Annotated in this window: 15 protein-coding genes; 8 read left to right on the top strand and 7 right to left on the bottom strand. The window is 64.4% G+C overall.

What is annotated here, in order from left to right:
- The first annotated feature begins 10 nt into the window (after positions 1–10).
- Positions 11–1264, top strand: coding sequence for a TIGR03862 family flavoprotein (locus ACK3BK_RS03370; protein WP_411383729.1), 1254 nt, complete (start codon positions 11–13; stop codon positions 1262–1264).
- A gap of 187 nt (positions 1265–1451) precedes the next feature.
- On the opposite strand, the gene ACK3BK_RS03365 is transcribed toward ACK3BK_RS03370, so the two are convergent.
- Together ACK3BK_RS03365 and yedA are read right to left on the bottom strand one after the other, a co-directional pair.
- Positions 1452–2777 (bottom strand): DEAD/DEAH box helicase, encoded by a 1326-nt coding sequence (locus tag ACK3BK_RS03365; RefSeq protein ID WP_186710551.1) that lies wholly within the window; start codon positions 2775–2777, stop codon positions 1452–1454.
- A 103-nt stretch (positions 2778–2880) separates the two neighbouring features.
- Positions 2881–3777, bottom strand: a complete 897-nt coding sequence (yedA, locus tag ACK3BK_RS03360; RefSeq protein WP_186710550.1) for a drug/metabolite exporter YedA — start codon at positions 3775–3777, stop codon at positions 2881–2883.
- A 155-nt stretch (positions 3778–3932) separates the two neighbouring features.
- Between yedA and ACK3BK_RS03355 the strand changes: the two genes are divergently transcribed.
- On the top strand, positions 3933–4391 hold the full coding sequence (locus ACK3BK_RS03355; RefSeq protein ID WP_411383728.1) for an Lrp/AsnC family transcriptional regulator: 459 nt from the start codon (positions 3933–3935) through the stop codon (positions 4389–4391).
- A 10-nt stretch (positions 4392–4401) separates the two neighbouring features.
- On the opposite strand, the gene ACK3BK_RS03350 is transcribed toward ACK3BK_RS03355, so the two are convergent.
- Together ACK3BK_RS03350 and ACK3BK_RS03345 are read right to left on the bottom strand one after the other, a co-directional pair.
- Positions 4402–4881, bottom strand: a complete 480-nt coding sequence (locus tag ACK3BK_RS03350; protein ID WP_186669296.1) for an NYN domain-containing protein — start codon at positions 4879–4881, stop codon at positions 4402–4404.
- 71 nt (positions 4882–4952) lie between these two features.
- Complete coding sequence (locus ACK3BK_RS03345) at positions 4953–5696, bottom strand: DUF2076 domain-containing protein (protein ID WP_411383727.1); 744 nt, start codon at positions 5694–5696, stop codon at positions 4953–4955.
- 151 nt (positions 5697–5847) lie between these two features.
- On the opposite strand from ACK3BK_RS03345, the gene ACK3BK_RS03340 reads away from it, so the two are divergent.
- Together ACK3BK_RS03340 and ACK3BK_RS03335 are read left to right on the top strand one after the other, a co-directional pair.
- On the top strand, positions 5848–6516 hold the full coding sequence (locus ACK3BK_RS03340) for a YciC family protein (RefSeq protein ID WP_411383726.1): 669 nt from the start codon (positions 5848–5850) through the stop codon (positions 6514–6516).
- Positions 6517–6635: 119 nt separating this feature from the next.
- Positions 6636–7127 carry a hypothetical protein gene (locus ACK3BK_RS03335; RefSeq protein WP_411383725.1) on the top strand — a complete coding sequence of 164 codons (492 nt, stop codon included), beginning with the start codon at positions 6636–6638 and terminating at the stop codon, positions 7125–7127.
- 10 nt (positions 7128–7137) lie between these two features.
- Here ACK3BK_RS03335 and ACK3BK_RS03330 read toward each other — a convergent pair whose 3' ends face one another.
- Positions 7138–8574: an HD domain-containing phosphohydrolase gene (locus tag ACK3BK_RS03330; RefSeq protein WP_411383724.1), complete on the bottom strand. Its 1437-nt coding sequence runs from the start codon at positions 8572–8574 to the stop codon at positions 7138–7140.
- A gap of 103 nt (positions 8575–8677) precedes the next feature.
- Here ACK3BK_RS03330 and ACK3BK_RS03325 point away from each other — a divergent pair, with 103 nt between their 5' ends.
- Together ACK3BK_RS03325 and ACK3BK_RS03320 are read left to right on the top strand one after the other, a co-directional pair.
- A complete protein-coding gene (locus ACK3BK_RS03325) occupies positions 8678–9451 on the top strand; it encodes an alpha/beta hydrolase (RefSeq protein ID WP_186669290.1) in 774 nt (257 codons plus the stop codon).
- 198 nt (positions 9452–9649) lie between these two features.
- Entirely contained in the window at positions 9650–9946 is a 297-nt protein-coding gene (locus ACK3BK_RS03320; protein WP_411383723.1) for a hypothetical protein, read from the top strand.
- A gap of 352 nt (positions 9947–10298) precedes the next feature.
- Here ACK3BK_RS03320 and hrpB read toward each other — a convergent pair whose 3' ends face one another.
- On the bottom strand, positions 10299–12833 hold the full coding sequence (hrpB, locus tag ACK3BK_RS03315) for an ATP-dependent helicase HrpB (protein ID WP_186710544.1): 2535 nt from the start codon (positions 12831–12833) through the stop codon (positions 10299–10301).
- A 121-nt stretch (positions 12834–12954) separates the two neighbouring features.
- On the opposite strand from hrpB, the gene ACK3BK_RS03310 reads away from it, so the two are divergent.
- Positions 12955–13374 carry a polyribonucleotide nucleotidyltransferase gene (locus tag ACK3BK_RS03310; RefSeq protein WP_186669286.1) on the top strand — a complete coding sequence of 140 codons (420 nt, stop codon included), beginning with the start codon at positions 12955–12957 and terminating at the stop codon, positions 13372–13374.
- A 25-nt stretch (positions 13375–13399) separates the two neighbouring features.
- Entirely contained in the window at positions 13400–14269 is an 870-nt protein-coding gene (locus ACK3BK_RS03305; RefSeq protein ID WP_186669284.1) for a cation diffusion facilitator family transporter, read from the top strand.
- Positions 14270–14312: 43 nt separating this feature from the next.
- On the opposite strand, the gene ACK3BK_RS03300 is transcribed toward ACK3BK_RS03305, so the two are convergent.
- A complete protein-coding gene (locus ACK3BK_RS03300; RefSeq protein WP_186669282.1) occupies positions 14313–15152 on the bottom strand; it encodes a DUF6515 family protein in 840 nt (279 codons plus the stop codon).
- Positions 15153–15275 lie beyond the last annotated feature (123 nt).

Genomic DNA, 15275 nt, shown 5'->3' with positions numbered 1-15275 from the left:
TGCCGCCACCATGACCGATTCCCACCCCACCTCCCCTCCCCTCGTCGCCGTGATCGGCGGTGGCCCCGCCGGCCTGATGGCTGCCGACGCCCTGGCCCAGGCCGGCGTGGCGGTCGAGGTGTTCGATGCGATGCCGTCGGTGGGTCGCAAGTTCCTGCTGGCAGGCGTTGGCGGCATGAACATCACCCACTCCGAGCCCTACCCGGCCTTCATCGGCCGCTATGGCGAACGCCGCGAGGCCATCGACACGCTGCTGCGTGATTTCGATGCCGACGCCCTGCGCCAGTGGATCCACGGCCTGGGCATCGAGACCTTCGTCGGCACCTCGGGGCGGGTCTTCCCCACTGACATGAAAGCGGCACCGCTGCTGCGCGCCTGGCTCAAGCGCCTGCGCGATTCCGGCGTGGTTATCCACACCCGGCACCGCTGGCTCGGCTGGGACACGGAAGGCGCACTGCGGATCGCTTATCCACAGGGCGAACGCCTGGTGCGCGCCACTGCCGTGATCCTGGCCTTGGGTGGCGGTAGTTGGGCGCGCCTGGGCTCGGATGGCAGTTGGGTGCCACTGCTGGCCGAGCGCGCTGTGGATATCTCGCCATTACGCCCGAGCAACTGTGGTTTCGAGGTGCAGGGCTGGAGCGATCTGCTCAAGAACAAGTTCGCCGGCGCGCCGCTGAAGAACATCGCCCTGAGCGTGCCTGGCAGCACCCCGCGCAAGGGCGAGTTCATCCTCACCGCCCAAGGCGTGGAAGGCAGTCTGGTGTACGCCTGGTCGGCGGCGGTACGCGCCAGCATCGAGCGCGACGGACACGCCACCTTGCTGCTCGACCTGCTACCGGATCGTCCTGTGGATAAAATCGCTCAGGCCCTGGCCAAGCCCCGTGGCTCCCGCTCGATGGCCAAGCACCTGCACGGGCAGCTCGGGATCGACGGGGTGAAGGCCGCGCTGCTACGCGAGCTGACCGACCAGGACACCTTCACCGACACCATGCGCTTGGCCCAGGCGATCAAGGCGCTGCCGATCGAACTGATGCGTACGCGGCCGCTGGATGAAGCGATCAGCAGTGCCGGTGGCGTACGTTTCGAGGCACTGGACGAGGGCTTGATGCTCAAGCAACTGCCCGGCGTCTTCTGTGCCGGCGAGATGCTGGACTGGGAAGCGCCGACCGGGGGCTACCTGCTGACGGCGTGCTTTGCCAGCGGCTTGCGCGCCGGGCGGGCGGCGCTGAAGTGGTTGTCCGAGCGCCAGCCCGCGTCCCTGTAGGAACAACTGTCTTGTTCAAAATCTAAAGGCCAGCCCAATCCCTGTGGAAGCGGGCTTGTCCCGCGATCGGGCGCGAAGCGGCCGTAACTCAGGCGACCGTGCTTTTCCTGAGGGACTGCGGTAGCTGGGTTTACGGCCGCTTCGCGCCCGATCGCGGGACAAGCCCGCTCCTACAGGAACCCCCGCACTAGGGTTTGCGCTTGCGTGGCCCGCTGTTGAAACTCGGCACCTTGCGCACCGGCTTGACCGTCGGTGCCGAATCTTCCGAGCTATCCATCCACTTGCCCAGCCCGCGCTTGGCACTGTTCTCTTTGGGTTTCTTGGGCTTTTTCGGTTTCTTCAGCACCTGGCCGCTGGCATCGGTCATCGGCACCCGGTGATCGGGGATGAAGTCCGGCTCTTCATGACGCGGCAACGTCTGGCGGATCAGCACCTCGATCGCCGACAGCAGTTGCACCTCGTCGGCGCACACCAGCGAAATCGCCTCGCCCTTGTTACCCGCTCGCCCGGTACGACCGATGCGGTGCACGTAATCCTCGGCAACGATCGGCAGGTCGAGGTTGACCACCAGCGGCAGGTCGTCGATATCGATGCCGCGAGCAGCGACGTCTGTCGCGACCAGCACCTGGACTTCACGCGCCTTGAAGGTATCCAGCGCCCGCTGGCGGGTCGCCTGTGGACGATCGCCATGGATGCCATCGGCATTGATCCCCTCGGCCAGCAGCCGCTCGACCAGTTGATCGACGCCGTTGCGGGTCTTGGCGAACACCAGCACCTGCTTCCAGCGCTGCTTGCGCATCAGGTGGCAGAACAGGTCGGCCTTGCGCTTTTTGTCTACCGGCACCAGCCATTGCTTGACGGTGGTGGCGGCGGCGTTGCGCGGGCTGACTTCGATACTCAGCGGATCGTTCAGGGCCAGGCCGGCGAGCATGCGGATCTGGTCGGAGAACGTCGCCGAGAACAGCAAGGTCTGGCGCTTGCGTGGCAAGGCGGCGTACACCGCCTGCAGTTCTTCGGCAAAGCCCAGGTCGAGCATGCGGTCGGCTTCGTCGAGCACCAAGGTTTGAACCTGGCCGAACTTCACCGCGTTCTGGCGGAACAGGTCGAGCAGGCGGCCCGGCGTGGCCACCAGCAAGTCGACGCCACGGCGCAGGCGCATCATCTGCGGGTTGAGGCTGACGCCGCCGTACACCGCGTAGGTGCTCAACGGCAGGTGCTCGGCGTATTCACGGATATTGGCGTGCACCTGCTCGGCCAGCTCGCGGGTGGGCACCAGCACCAACGCGCGAATCGAATTGCTGGCCACCTTCTCACCCTCGAGCGCCAGGCGCTGCAACACCGGCAAGGCAAAACCGGCGGTCTTGCCGGTGCCGGTCTGGGCAGCGGCCATCAGGTCGCGCCCTGCCAGCACGGCGGGGATGGCCTGGGCCTGGATCGGGGTCGGGGTGGAATAGTCCCGCTGCTGCAGGGTGCGCAGCAGGGGTTCGATCAGGCCGAGTTTGGCGAAATTCATGGTGATACCGTCAGGGGGTTCAGCGAAGGCGGCAGTTTACCGCAAGCCCCCTGGAGTTGCGCTGGCTTTGCCGCCCACCGCTACCACCGGATGCACCGGCCCCTCAGGCCACCTGCCGGGGCGCACGCCGCCACTGTGGCAGCCCGATCAGCACCACCGCCCCGACGATCACCCCCATGGCCAGGCATTCCTCGGCGCCGATCTGCTCACCGGCAAAGACAATCCCGAGCAATACCGCCACCACCGGGTTGACGTACGCGTAGCTGGTCGCAGCCGCCGGCCGCACGTGCTTGAGCAGGTACATGTACGAGCTGAAGGCCACGATCGAACCGAAGAAGATCAGGTAGGCCAGTGCCCCCCAGCCCGCCGCCGTCGGCATCTGGGTCAGGCGCTCACCGCTCAGGGCGCTGCCGATCAACAACGCAGCGCCGCCCACCAGCATCTCGGCAGCACTGGCCATGGCGCCCTGGGGCAAGGGCAGGTTCTTGCTCCACACCGAGCCGAACGCCCAGGCCGCCGCTGCGAACAGGATCAACACCGCCCCCATGGGGCTGGCCTGCAGGTTCGAACCGAGGTTTAGCAGCCCGATACCGGCAAGTCCGAGGAAAATCCCCGCCCATTCCAGACGCGAATTGCGATGACCGAACAGCAGCCCGAACAGCAAGGTGAACAACGGCACCGTGGCCACCGCCAGCGCTGCAACGCCCGATGCCACGCCAGCATGCTCGGCCAGGGTCACGCCACCGTTGCCGCAACTGAGCAGCAGAAACCCGATCGCCCCCGCCGCCCGCCATTGCGCCCAGGTCGGAGCCGGCACCCCGCGCCAGCGCAGGAAGCCATACAACAGGCTGCCGGCAATGACAAAACGCACCCCGGCCATGAGCAAGGGCGGCCAGGATTCGACACCGATGCGAATGGCCAGGTAGGTAGACCCCCAGACCAGATAGAGGGCGATGAAGGCGCCGATCAGCAGCCAGGGAAAACGACGGGAGGCAGGCATGACAAAAGACTCGAAATCCGTTTACGGGTGACTTAGTTTAGAAAGGCAATCCCGTAAACATAAGTTACAAAACACGTTTAATAGACCCATACACTTTGCAATGAACGGTAATTCACCTGTTTTTCCGTTGATTACATATCCGCACCGAGAAGCCCATGGACAAGTACGATCGCATGCTGCTCGCCGCCCTGCTCGAAGACGGTCGCGCCACCTACGCCCAGCTCGCCCGCCAGGTCAACCTGTCGGCGCCGGCGGTGGCCGAACGAGTCGCCAAACTCGAGGCCAGCGGAGTGATCACCGGCTACACCGCCAAGGTCGACCTGGAAAAGATCGGCCTGCCCATCCAGTGCATCATCGAACTGCGTCTGGCCAGCCACGGCAACCAGCAGGCCTATGACGCCCTGGCGCGCATCCCCCAGCTCACCGAATGCCATCGGGTCACGGGCGACCCGTGCGTGATCATGCAGGCGGCGGTGGGTTCGATGCATGAGCTCGAAGCGCTGATCAACCAGGTGTCGCAACTGGGGTTCAGCAAGACGTCGATCATTCTGTCCAGCGCGGTGGAACGGCGGGTGCCGCTGGATCACTTGCAGGGCAATGGCAGGAAGGGATGAGTGCGCCGGTTCAGTGACGCAGCAGCAAATTACCCTCGATCGGGACATAGCGCGTGGCTGCGCGAATCAACGACAGCGCGGTAAGCCCTGGCGCGCCGTAGACCACCGTCTCGACGCCATGGCGCAGCATCACCCGCTCGAGCAACTGGTCGAAGTCGCCATCACCGGAGGCCAGTACGACCTGGTCGACCCGGCCGGCGGCCTCATACACATCCAGGGTGATGCCCACGTCCCAGTCACCCTTGGCCGAGCCGTCGCTGCGCTGGATGTAAGGTTTGAGGCGCACCTCGAAGCCGAGGTTGCGCAGGATCTGCTGAAATTGCTGCTGCTTGCTGTCACCCCGGTCGATGGCATAGGCCACGGCCTCGACGATGTCGCCATCGCGGCTGACCTGGGACCAGAGGGCACTGTAGTTGAAGTGACAGCCATGGGCCTGGCGCACGGTGTAGTAGAGGTTCTGCACATCCGCGAACAGCGCGATCTTTTTCACCTGGTGGCCCCGGGATAACGGCGAAAGGGGCGCAGTGCGCCCCTGGGAATCCCGCGATTATGCCAGACGCATCAGACGAAGGTGTCGTCATCGTCCGAGAAGAAGCCACCGCCGCCGCTGTCGTAGTCGCTGTCCACGTAGCCGCCCTGATCGTTGCCCCAATCGCCGTTGTCAGCGACCTGGCGCTGGTTGTCCTGGTCATTCCAGCCACCATTGTCGCTGGCTGGGGCCGGTTCTTCGCGGATCACCTCGACCACCTCGTTGGGTTGCGAGTTATGGCTGAACAAACTACTGATGCCTTGCGCCAGCAACACACCACCCGCCACCCCCGCAGCCGTTTGCATGGCCCCCCCGAGGAAGCTGCTCGCACCACTGCGCGCCGGGGCCGCAGCAAAACCTTGTGGTTGCGGTTGCGCCTGAGGCTGCGGGGCATAGGCCTGGGGCGCAGGCTCGCGCCAGCCACCGGAACCGGAGGTTGGGGGCGGCGCGACCGGACGCTGAGCCTCCGGGCTACGCGTACTGCTGCCGAAGATGCTCGACAGGAAGCCACCGCTGGCCTTCGGCGCCTCTTGCTGGGTCTGGGCGCGGGCTTGTCTGAGCTCGGCCTCGAGCTGCTTGTTCTGCTCGTCGAGCTTCTTGATCGCCGCTTCCTGCACCAGGATCGCCTGGGCCATGTAGTACGGGGCCGCCGGCTGCTGGCGCAGATGCTCCTCGATCCGCGCCTGGGCCTGGGCATCGCGCGGCTGCTGTGGATCCTCGGCCTGCTTGATGCGGCCGAACAGGCCGTCGATCAGGGTTTGTTCTTCAGTGTTCATGGGCTACCTCTTGGGCCATGCGGAACATCGGACAAGGTCAAAGATGGGGCGTGCCAGGGCCGGATTCAATTACGGGGCCGATGAAACTTTTTTCAGCATCGCTCGCTCCTGGGCTAAAGTGACGCACTGCTTTTTCCTGCGATATAGACCGATGAACCCGCTGACGATACTGCGCGACTCCCTCTACTTCTTCCGCCGCCACTTCACCAGCATCCTGCAGCTGTGCCTGCCGCTGGTGGTGCTGGAAGCCCTGTTCAGCCAATTGCTGTACCGCCAGCTGGGTGACGACGCCTCGCCAGCCTACGGCATGCTGGTCAGCCTGCTGTTCTACCCGTTGTACAGCGCCGCGCTGATCCTCTACCTGGACACCCGCAGCAACGGCCAGCAGATCAGCAAGCGCAACCTGTTCGCGCGCGCCGTACAGTTGTGGCCGGCGCTGGCCCTGCTGATCCTGATCAGTTCGCTGCTGATCATGGCGGGCCTGGCGCTGTTCATCTTCCCGGGCGTATGGATCATGATCAACCTGGTGTTCGCCGAGTACCTGCTGGTGCTGCGCGGCCTGCCTGCCGTGCAGTCGATGCGCGAGAGCGCACGCATGACCACCGGGCACTTCATGCGCATCCTGATCTGCGTGCTGTCGGTGCTCGCGCCGCTATGGCTGCTCGATGGCCTGCTGCTGATGGCCTTCCCAGAGCCACAGCCGGGCGCGCAACTGGCGCTGGACAGCCTGAGCGGCTTCCTGCAACTGTTCAGCAGCGTGGTGCTGTACCGCCTGTTCATGCTGTTGGAGAGCGAGGCCGGCGCCGCTGCGGGAAACTGAAAGCTGCACGGGATGACGGCTACGCTCTGGAAAGCGTTCGCGGTGCCCTGCCCAACGTATTGCATCGACACTCCTGAACGACGCCCGACAGTCGCGGGCCCCCTCAGGAGATGCATGCAATGGGTATGACAACAGATTCCGCAACCGAGCTACAGCGTGACTTCAAAGCCACGATCTACTGGATGAAGGGGGACGTGCTCGTCCCGATCAGGCGGAGCAAAACGACGGATAAATTCAGCTGGGGATTAGTCCCGGGGGACGACTGGCTGCAGGCAGGAGGTGACCAACCTTCTCTGATTCTGGACTTCGAGCTTCACTCCAAGACCGAAGACCGCCTGCACTACATGATCAGCAGGTCGAGCGGATTGATCAGGCTTGGGCGAAGCGTCGGCGGCTATCTCGGGCTCTATAAGGTCAGCGAGGTGACCGACTACTGGAAGCTGGAACCGTTGCGGCACGCGCCCAATGGCTGGGTCTGCCGTTTGCGTGATCACGAAGGGCATGGCGTCAAGACCTGGCAGGACTCCCCCCATTTCGATAATGTCACCTACCACTTCCTGAACACCTACGAAGGGAACGACGCCGAGTTCCTCGTGGTTCCCACAACCTGAACCCCAGCGCTCACAACAACCCGAGGGTCAGTGCCTTGAGCGTTGCTGCAGCGCGCGTGGTGCATTCGAGCTTGCGGAAGGTGCTCTCGACATGGGTGCGCACAGTACTGGGACTGATGCCCAGCAACCGCGCGACCTCCTTGTTGCTGTGACCCAGGCTGATCTGACGCAGCACCTCGCTTTCGCGTTCACTCAACAGGCCACCGCCCCCTTTGGCTATCGGCAGCTTGCGCTCCCCGCGTTCGGCAGCGAACACGGCTTCACAACACTGCAGGTCGAAGCGCCCCTGTTGCGCCTCCTGCCTGAGCAACTGCTCGGCCTCCTGCTGGCCAAGCGCCGCTCGCCATGGACGCTCGGCCCGCAGCGCCTGCCAGGCGAGCGCCACGGCCAACAAGCGCTGCTCCGGCGCCAGGGCATCACCCTCCACGCCACGAAAATAACCACTGCCATCGAGACGCTCGTAGGCGTGTGCTGCAAGCTTGCCCGCACGCTGCAATGCCGGTATCTGCGCGCAAGCGCGCTGAGTCCAGTAGGGCACCAGGCGAATCTGCTCGCGGTCGCCCTCAAGCAATGCACCTGGCAGGTTCCATACCCGGTTCGGCACCGCGGCGCGGCCGATGCCATGCACCAGGGCCGCCTGTCTTAGCACGCCCTGCAGCGCCTCCGGCATGCCCATCAGCGCGGCGGCGTCATGCACCAGCGCAGCCGCACCACGCGAATAGCCCGAAAGCCAGGTCAACTTGAGGTCGATGACATCGGCAACCAAGGTCAAAGGCACGTCGGAGCAGGCTGTATTCAGGACAGTCGCTTGTTCAGCCTCCTGCAAGTCATGCAACCAGTCCGCCGCCTGACACTGCAGCTCCCTCACCAGGCTGCGCGGGTACCGCTGGTCGGCCTGCCCCTCGATCCAGGCCAGCGCCGCCTCAAGACCCCGCGCCCGCGAAAGAATCTCCAGATCACCTGCCAGCACCACCTGATAGACCACCTCAGGCACCTGCGGATGACGCAGGCCGTATGGTCGGCCGCTACCGTCGAAATGCTCGAACACATGCCGCAGCCCCTGCTCCACTGGCGCGCCCAGCCCAAGAGCCGCGGCCACCTCGCCTGCCACCTCGCAGTGCACGCGCGCCAGCGGCCCGGTCTGCAGCATCGCCCGCTGCCCGGCGGCGTCGAGGGTCTGCGCAAGCATGGCTTGGCGGCCAACCACGTCGTCACCGAGCAGGCGGGTGAAATCTTCGGCGTTGGCAGTGCAGCCGGACCAGCGCAACCGTGCGACATCAGCTGCCACCTGCAGGTGGTCGCCCTCGCCCATGCAGGCGTGCGCGAGCCTGCGCGCCAGCCGCGCCGTGCGGCGCGACTGATCTATAGGCTGACCCATGCTCAGGTCACCCACCATCGACAGGGCAAGGATGGCATCTTCCAGGGGGATGCAGTCGATAGCAGGCATGAGCGGTCCACAGTTGAGTGAATTGGAAGCTCGGTCATTCGACCGATACCCGTACAGGCACATCCTGCCGAGAATACAGCCATCACTCACGGGAGACCACGCCATGTTCCAATTCAAAAAGCTTGCCACCGCAATCGCAATGACTGCCTCGATCTTCACCCTGGGCAGCAGCTTCGCCGACACCGCCAAACCGTCGGTGGTCATCGTCCACGGCGCCTTTGCCGACGGCTCGGACTGGGCCAAGGTCGTACCGCTGCTGCAGGCCCATGGCGTCAAGGTCACCGTGGTGCAGAACCCGCTGACCTCGCTGGCCGAGGATGTCGCCGCCACCCGGCGCGTGCTGAACAACCAGCAAGGGGACGTGGTCCTGGTCGGCCACTCCTGGGGCGGCACGGTGATCAGCCAGGCGGGTACCGACGCCAACGTTCGCGGGCTGGTCTATGTGGCAGCATTCGCACCCGATGCCGGCCAGGCCAGCAAGGACCTGGCCCAGGGTTACCCGACCCCACCCGGCATCAGCCAGATCGCGGCCGACAGCAACGGCTACCTGTACCTGACGCCTCAAGGCATGGCTACCGACTTCGCCCAGGACCTGCCCAAGGCCCAGACTGACATCATGACCGCCACCCAAGGCCCGATCCGCGCCTCGGCCTTCGAGGAGCGCACCAGCGCCGCAGCCTGGAGCACCAAGCCATCCTGGTACGTGGTGGCCGGTCAGGACCGCATGATCGATCCAGGCCTGCAACGCGACTTCGCAAAGAAGCTGGGGGCACAGACCACCGAACTGCAGACCAGCCACGTGCCGCAGCAGTCGCAACCGGCCGAAGTGGCCAAGGTGATCCTGCAGGCCGTGGACAAGGTTGCCAGCAGTCAGTGACCTGCGCGACATGCTTCGCCCTTGCAGGAACGCTTTCACGCTGCTGCCATCGATGAAGCAACTGCAGAGTAGAGGGTGTGTATCCGTTCCGGACACGCCCCCAACTCTGCAGGAGATTAGAGACCAATGATCAATTAAGAAATCAAGGCAGTTCTTGCCGCCCCCACCATCGAAGACTCCAACGCCAGAATCTACCTGTTGCAAAACGAAGAAAAGGTGCCGTTACGCTTCAGTCGCCCCAACGAACACCTTGCTTGGGGTGTGTTCAACGAAGCGAACTGGCTTCAAGCGGGCGGCATGGGTGAATTACCCTTGTTTTCGATGAAGTTCCTTTCCAAAACGCCCGACCGCCTCTGGTTCAAGCTGATGGCCACAGGTTACGGCGACAACCTTGGACACCTGGGCTTCAGCAAAAATGGTTATCTGGGACTTTATGACCACAACAGCACAACCTATCCCTGGAAGATCGAGCTACTGGATTGGGCAGACGGCTAAATGCGTTGCCATCTTAGGGTCTGTATGAAAAGCCTTGAGACGAAGGTCAGGCAAGGCGAAAACAGCCGAGGAAGCGGAGTTTACGGGTTGTAAATGAGCATTCCGAGGCTGTTTTCAACGCAGCATCACCGAGTATCAAGGTTTTTCATACAGAGCCTAGAGACCATCGTGGCATTCGCGTAGGCGTCTGTAGCGAACATACGGAAATCGAGGGGCACAAGATGCACTATCTGAGTATTCAAGATACCCAACCTGCCGAGTTCGTGATCCATAAGGTGGATGTGCCGGGTTCAGTTGAAGGCACGTCCTGGCTACACGTGTATTGAAACGCCTCAACGCACCGTCGCCTAACTCAAGTACCCCTTGGTTTGGCGCGGGCAGTGGCTTGCGCGACCAACGGGTCATCTGGCCAGAAATGCTTGGGGTACCTGCCCTTCAAATCCTTCTTCACCTCGAGGTAGGTCGAGCGCCAGAAGTTCGCCAGGTCCTGGGTCACCTGGACCGGGCGCCGGGCTGGGGACAGCAGGTGCAGCTTGAGCACCTGCCTGCCGTTGGCAATGCGTGGCGTGTCGGCCTGCCCGAACAACTCCTGAAGTCGAACGGCAAGCACGGGTGGGCGCTCGCTGTAGTCGATACGAATACTGGATCCTGAGGGCACCGCCATCGTCTGGGGTGCCTGGACATCCAGTTGCTGCGGCAGCGGCCAGGGCAGGAGATTGCGCAGGATCGAAGACAGATCGAGCAGGGCGAAATGGCTGAGCCGGGCGACCTTGCCGACATAGGGGCCCAACCATTCGTCCAATGATTGCAGCAACGTCTCATCCCGCAGGTCGGGCCATTGGCCGACGACACCCGCCTCCTCATCCAGTACCCGCAACAGCTCCACACGCGCCTGCCACTGACGAAGGTCAGGCGTCCAGGGCAGAAGCTCCAGACCTTTGCGTCGAACATAGTCAAGCAGCGCCTGCACGCGCGCCTCATCGCTCAGAGAGGCCAGGGGCGTGCGCGACAGCACGAGCTCGCCAACCTTGGTTTGTCGCTCGGCGCGCAGGGCGCCCTCTCGCTCATCCCAGTCAAGCTCGTCCACCGTGCGGACCTGCTCTTTCAGGACGGTGTCGAACAGCGCCGCGTCCAGGTCGGCGGCCAGATAGATCCGCTCCTCCCGCTGGCCCTGTCGGCTGCCCAGGTCCGCGATGACCAGCCAGGTATGCTTCATCAAGGCGTCCGGCTCGGTGAACATCGCTGCCCGGCCATTGGCCAGGCGATATTCGGCCCCGCCATCACGTCGCTGCTGGGCGACACGGTCGGGATAAGCCAGTGCGAGCAGGCAGCCCACCCAACGTGGATGATGAGGATCGGCGACGGCTTGCGACACAGGGCCACGCAGGTAGGATCGATATTGCCTGGAAAGTTGCCTGGCGCGCTGGGCGCCCCCCTGCTCACCGCGCTGGGCACGTTGCTCACCGCTGAGAATGGCCAGCCGGCTGTGCAGGTCAGCGCCCGCGCCACGCTGTATATCCCGCTCTCCCAGCAGGGCCGCGATAGTGCACGCGGTTTCGGCCAGCCCCAGCTCGTGACCTCGCAGTAGAAGATGGGCGATTCGAGGATGGCTCGGTAGCTCGGCCATCGCCTGCCCGTGCCGGGTCAGTTGCCCGTCCGCCTGGAGCGCGCCAAGGCGGCGCAGCAAGTCGTTGGCCTGTGCGTACGCAGCCGCAGGGGGGGCATCGAGCCACGCCAGCTCATTCGGCTGGACACCCCACTTGGCCAACTGCAGCGCCAGCCCGGTCAGGTCCGCCTGCTGGATTTCGGCGGTGGCGAAGCCTGCCATCTGATCGTGCTGCGCTTCGGACCACAAGCGATAGCAAACGCCGGTCTCCAGCCGTCCGGCACGCCCTGCCCGCTGGGTAGCGCTGGCCCTGGAGATCCGCTGGGTATCCAGACGAGTCATGCCGCTGCGTGGATCGAAGCGCGGAACACGCTCAAGCCCGGCATCGATGACCACCCGCACGCCATCGATGGTGACGCTGGTCTCGGCAATGTTGGTGGCCAGCACCACTTTGCGCATGCCCGGTGGCGCAGGGTCGATCGCGGCCCGTTGCTGGTTCAGGTCGAGCTCTCCATGCAACGGGCAAAGCAAGGTATTGCGCTTCAGGGACGGGGAGGCATCGAGGCTGTCCTGAAGCCCTGTCAGGACGCGACGGATTTCAGCCTGGCCCGGCAGGAACACCAGCAGACTTCCCGATTGCTCGGCCAGCGCATCGAGACAGGTGCTGATCACTCGCGGCTCGATGTACTCGCCGGCTTGCTGCGGCTTGCCCCAGATCGTCGTGACCGGGAACATCCGCCCCTCGCTGGTGATGATCGGAGCGTCTTCCAGAAGGCGCGACAGCCTTTCTCCTTCGAGAGTCGCAGACATGAGCAGCACTTTTAGCGCCGTATCGTCCCGGAACAGTTCACGACCATTGAGCGTGAGCGCCAAGGCAAGGTCAGCATCGAGGTTTCTCAGGTGGAATTCATCGAAGATCACCAGCCCCACGCCCTCCAACGCCGGATCGGCCTGCAGGCGGCGGGTGAGAATGCCTTCGGTAACCACTTCGATGCGGGTATCCGGCCCGACCTTGCTATCCAGCCGGATGCGATAGCCGACCGTCTCACCGACCTTTTCCCCCAACTCGCTGGCCATGCGCTCGGCGGCAGCCCGGGCCGCGAGACGACGCGGCTCGAGCATGACGATGCGCTGCCCGGCCAGCCATGGCTCGTCGAGCAGGGCCAGTGGCACGCGGGTGGTCTTGCCCGCGCCAGGCGGCGCCTCGAGCACAGCTTCGTGGCGTTGGCCCAAGGCTTGGCGCAGGGCGGGCAAGACAGCATCGATCGGTAAAGAATTCATGGTGGTCCTCAAACGAACGAGCGAGTATAACGGCGAACCGAGGCCGCTTCGTCATGGTCTGAGCATCAGGTGCAGGCGTTTTTTGCCCGACCTCCTGCAGTCATCTTTTCCGGAGATTCAAATGCGCATCCATTCCCGCGTCATCGGCGGCGCCCTCATCGCCGCCCTGCTGACCCAGCTGACGGCCTGCGGCACCCTTTTCTATCCCGATCGCCGTGGCCAGATCGAAGGCAAGATCGACCCGGTGGTCGCCGCCATGGACGCGATCGGCATCCTCTTCTACGTCATCCCTGGCCTGATCGCCTTCGGCGTCGACTTCGCCACGGGCGCCATCTACTACCCTGGCGGCAAGACCGCTCAGGTCGACCCGGCCAAGCTCAAGCCTGCGGTAGGTACCGATGGCAAGATCGACAACCTCAAGCTGCAGGCTATTCTCGAAAGCGAACTGGGCCAGCGCCTGCCGCTGAACGATCCACGGCTGATCCAGCATCGTGGCAGCGTTGAGCAACTGGCCGCCTTCGGCCTGGTCCCGGCCGCCTGACCGACACCGGAACGACACGCCACGCATGACTGCCACCGCCGAACATCTACGCCTGCTGCGCCTGGCCACCCGTGCTTCGCTGACGGTGGCTGGCATTCTCGTGCTGGCCAAGGCCGTGGCCTGGTGGCTGAGCGGCTCGGTGAGCCTGCTCGCAGGCCTGACCGATTCGGCGCTCGACGCCGTCGCCTCCTTCCTCAACCTGCTGGCGGTGCATTACGCCTTGCGCCCGGCCGACGACGATCACCGTTTCGGCCACGGCAAGGCCGAGGCCCTGGCCGGTATGGCCCAGGCGCTTTTCATTGCGGTCAGTGCGGTATTGATCGGATTCCAGGCGGTGGAGCGCCTGCAGACGCCGCAGCCGCTGGGCGACACGGGCGCGGGCATTGCGGTGATGCTGCTGTCGCTGGTGTTGACCGTGGCGCTGCTGGCATTCCAGCGCAAGGTCATCCGCATCACCGGCTCCACTGCGGTACGTGCCGACTCGCTGCATTACCGCTCCGACCTGCTGCTCAACGGCAGCATCCTGCTCGCCCTGCTGCTGGCCGGCTTTGGCTGGCCACAACTGGATGCCCTGTTCGGCTTGGGGATTGCGCTGTACATCCTCTGGAGCGCCCTGCAGATTGCCCGTGAGAGCACCTCGATCCTGATGGACCAGGAGCTGCCCGCCGACATCGGCGCACGCATGCAGGAACTGGCCCTGGCCATTCCCGGCGTCAAGGGCGTGCACGACCTGCGTACCCGGGTGTCAGGCAGCCATTGGTTCGTCCAGTTGCACCTGGAACTGCCCGGCGCACTGCCGCTGCATGACGCCCATGCCCTGTGCGTGAAGGCATCGGAAGCGATCCGCCAGCGTTATCCGCGCGCGGATGTCATGGTCCACGCCGACCCTGTCTAGCGGCAGGAGCAGATTTGCTCTGCTCCCCAAGCCGCGCGCCCCCTCAGTTGACGCTGTACCCCCGACCACTCAGACACGCCGCCAGCGAACGGCGGTAGCCGTTGGCCACATTGGCCGGTGGCGCATAGGTGGCCGTGGCCGGATCGAACCCGGACTGGCTGACGGCCCAGCGATGGCACTGGTAGCGATCCTGCTCCTGCTGCTCGGGGCCCTGTCCGTTCGCCGGGTACGCGACCACGTCATAACCATTGTCCGGTTGGGGCTGGGGTTGCGGTGCATATGCAGGGGCGGACGGATTGACCACCACGTACTCCTGGCTGTCGGGCTGATACTGGTAGTAGGTATCGGCCACCAGGAAGTACAGCAATCCGCTCAACCACACTTCCTGGGCATAGGGAGGCAGGTAGTTGACCCGCACGCCGTAGGGCGGGCGCACCACGATGTAGCCGCCACTGTGCGGGCGGTACCAGTAGCCGCCTGAATAGAAATAGTCCTGCCCGCGGTAAGGCACTTTCCAGTAACGGTCCGGGAAACGGTCGGTGGTGTAGCCAGGGCGGTATTGCGGCCCCGGTCCCCAGCCGTTGCCATGGCCGTCAGGCCGGCCCCGCCAATCACCGCCAGGGCGCTGGCCCGGGCCGCCGGCTTCCCAGTGGCGGTTGTCGCCGTTGCGGCGCGGAATATCCTGATAGTAGCCCTGGCGCGGAGGTTGGGTCTGGCGCACTTCGTCACGGGAGTTGAGCGGCGAACTGCCCTGGCCTGGGCCGTTGGACTCCTGCTGGCCACCCCAGCCACGTCCGTCGTCCGGCCCCTGGGCCAGCGCCCCGAGGCTGATGCCCATGCCCAGCAACCCAACACCCGCCCACTGCCAGATGCGTGACCTCATGCTCGTCCTCTCGATAACCACAGCGCTTGATGGCAGCAGTCTAACCTGAGGCGGGGGCAGGCAGATGAAATCCCCCAGGTACACGGGCAATAAAAAAGGGAGGCCGTTGGGCCTCCCTTTGGG

This window comes from Pseudomonas sp. L7, from assembly GCF_046605565.1.
GTDB lineage: Bacteria > Pseudomonadota > Gammaproteobacteria > Pseudomonadales > Pseudomonadaceae > Aquipseudomonas > Aquipseudomonas wayambapalatensis.
Note: the sequence above shows the minus strand (reverse complement) of the source record. Positions and strands in the feature narration are given on the sequence as shown.

What these genes read in the sequence shown, in the direction of transcription:
- ACK3BK_RS03370 (WP_411383729.1), top strand. Translation starts at nt 11, where the DNA reads ATGACCGATTCCCACCCCACCTCCCCTCCCCTCGTCGCCGTGATCGGC.
- ACK3BK_RS03365 (WP_186710551.1), bottom strand. Translation starts at nt 2,777, where the DNA reads ATGAATTTCGCCAAACTCGGCCTGATCGAACCCCTGCTGCGCACCCTG.
- yedA (WP_186710550.1), bottom strand. Translation starts at nt 3,777, where the DNA reads ATGCCTGCCTCCCGTCGTTTTCCCTGGCTGCTGATCGGCGCCTTCATC.
- ACK3BK_RS03355 (WP_411383728.1), top strand. Translation starts at nt 3,933, where the DNA reads ATGGACAAGTACGATCGCATGCTGCTCGCCGCCCTGCTCGAAGACGGT.
- ACK3BK_RS03345 (WP_411383727.1), bottom strand. Translation starts at nt 5,696, where the DNA reads ATGAACACTGAAGAACAAACCCTGATCGACGGCCTGTTCGGCCGCATC.
- ACK3BK_RS03340 (WP_411383726.1), top strand. Translation starts at nt 5,848, where the DNA reads ATGAACCCGCTGACGATACTGCGCGACTCCCTCTACTTCTTCCGCCGC.
- ACK3BK_RS03335 (WP_411383725.1), top strand. Translation starts at nt 6,636, where the DNA reads ATGGGTATGACAACAGATTCCGCAACCGAGCTACAGCGTGACTTCAAA.
- ACK3BK_RS03330 (WP_411383724.1), bottom strand. Translation starts at nt 8,574, where the DNA reads ATGCCTGCTATCGACTGCATCCCCCTGGAAGATGCCATCCTTGCCCTG.
- ACK3BK_RS03325 (WP_186669290.1), top strand. Translation starts at nt 8,678, where the DNA reads ATGTTCCAATTCAAAAAGCTTGCCACCGCAATCGCAATGACTGCCTCG.
- hrpB (WP_186710544.1), bottom strand. Translation starts at nt 12,833, where the DNA reads ATGAATTCTTTACCGATCGATGCTGTCTTGCCCGCCCTGCGCCAAGCC.
- ACK3BK_RS03310 (WP_186669286.1), top strand. Translation starts at nt 12,955, where the DNA reads ATGCGCATCCATTCCCGCGTCATCGGCGGCGCCCTCATCGCCGCCCTG.
- ACK3BK_RS03305 (WP_186669284.1), top strand. Translation starts at nt 13,400, where the DNA reads ATGACTGCCACCGCCGAACATCTACGCCTGCTGCGCCTGGCCACCCGT.
- ACK3BK_RS03300 (WP_186669282.1), bottom strand. Translation starts at nt 15,152, where the DNA reads ATGAGGTCACGCATCTGGCAGTGGGCGGGTGTTGGGTTGCTGGGCATG.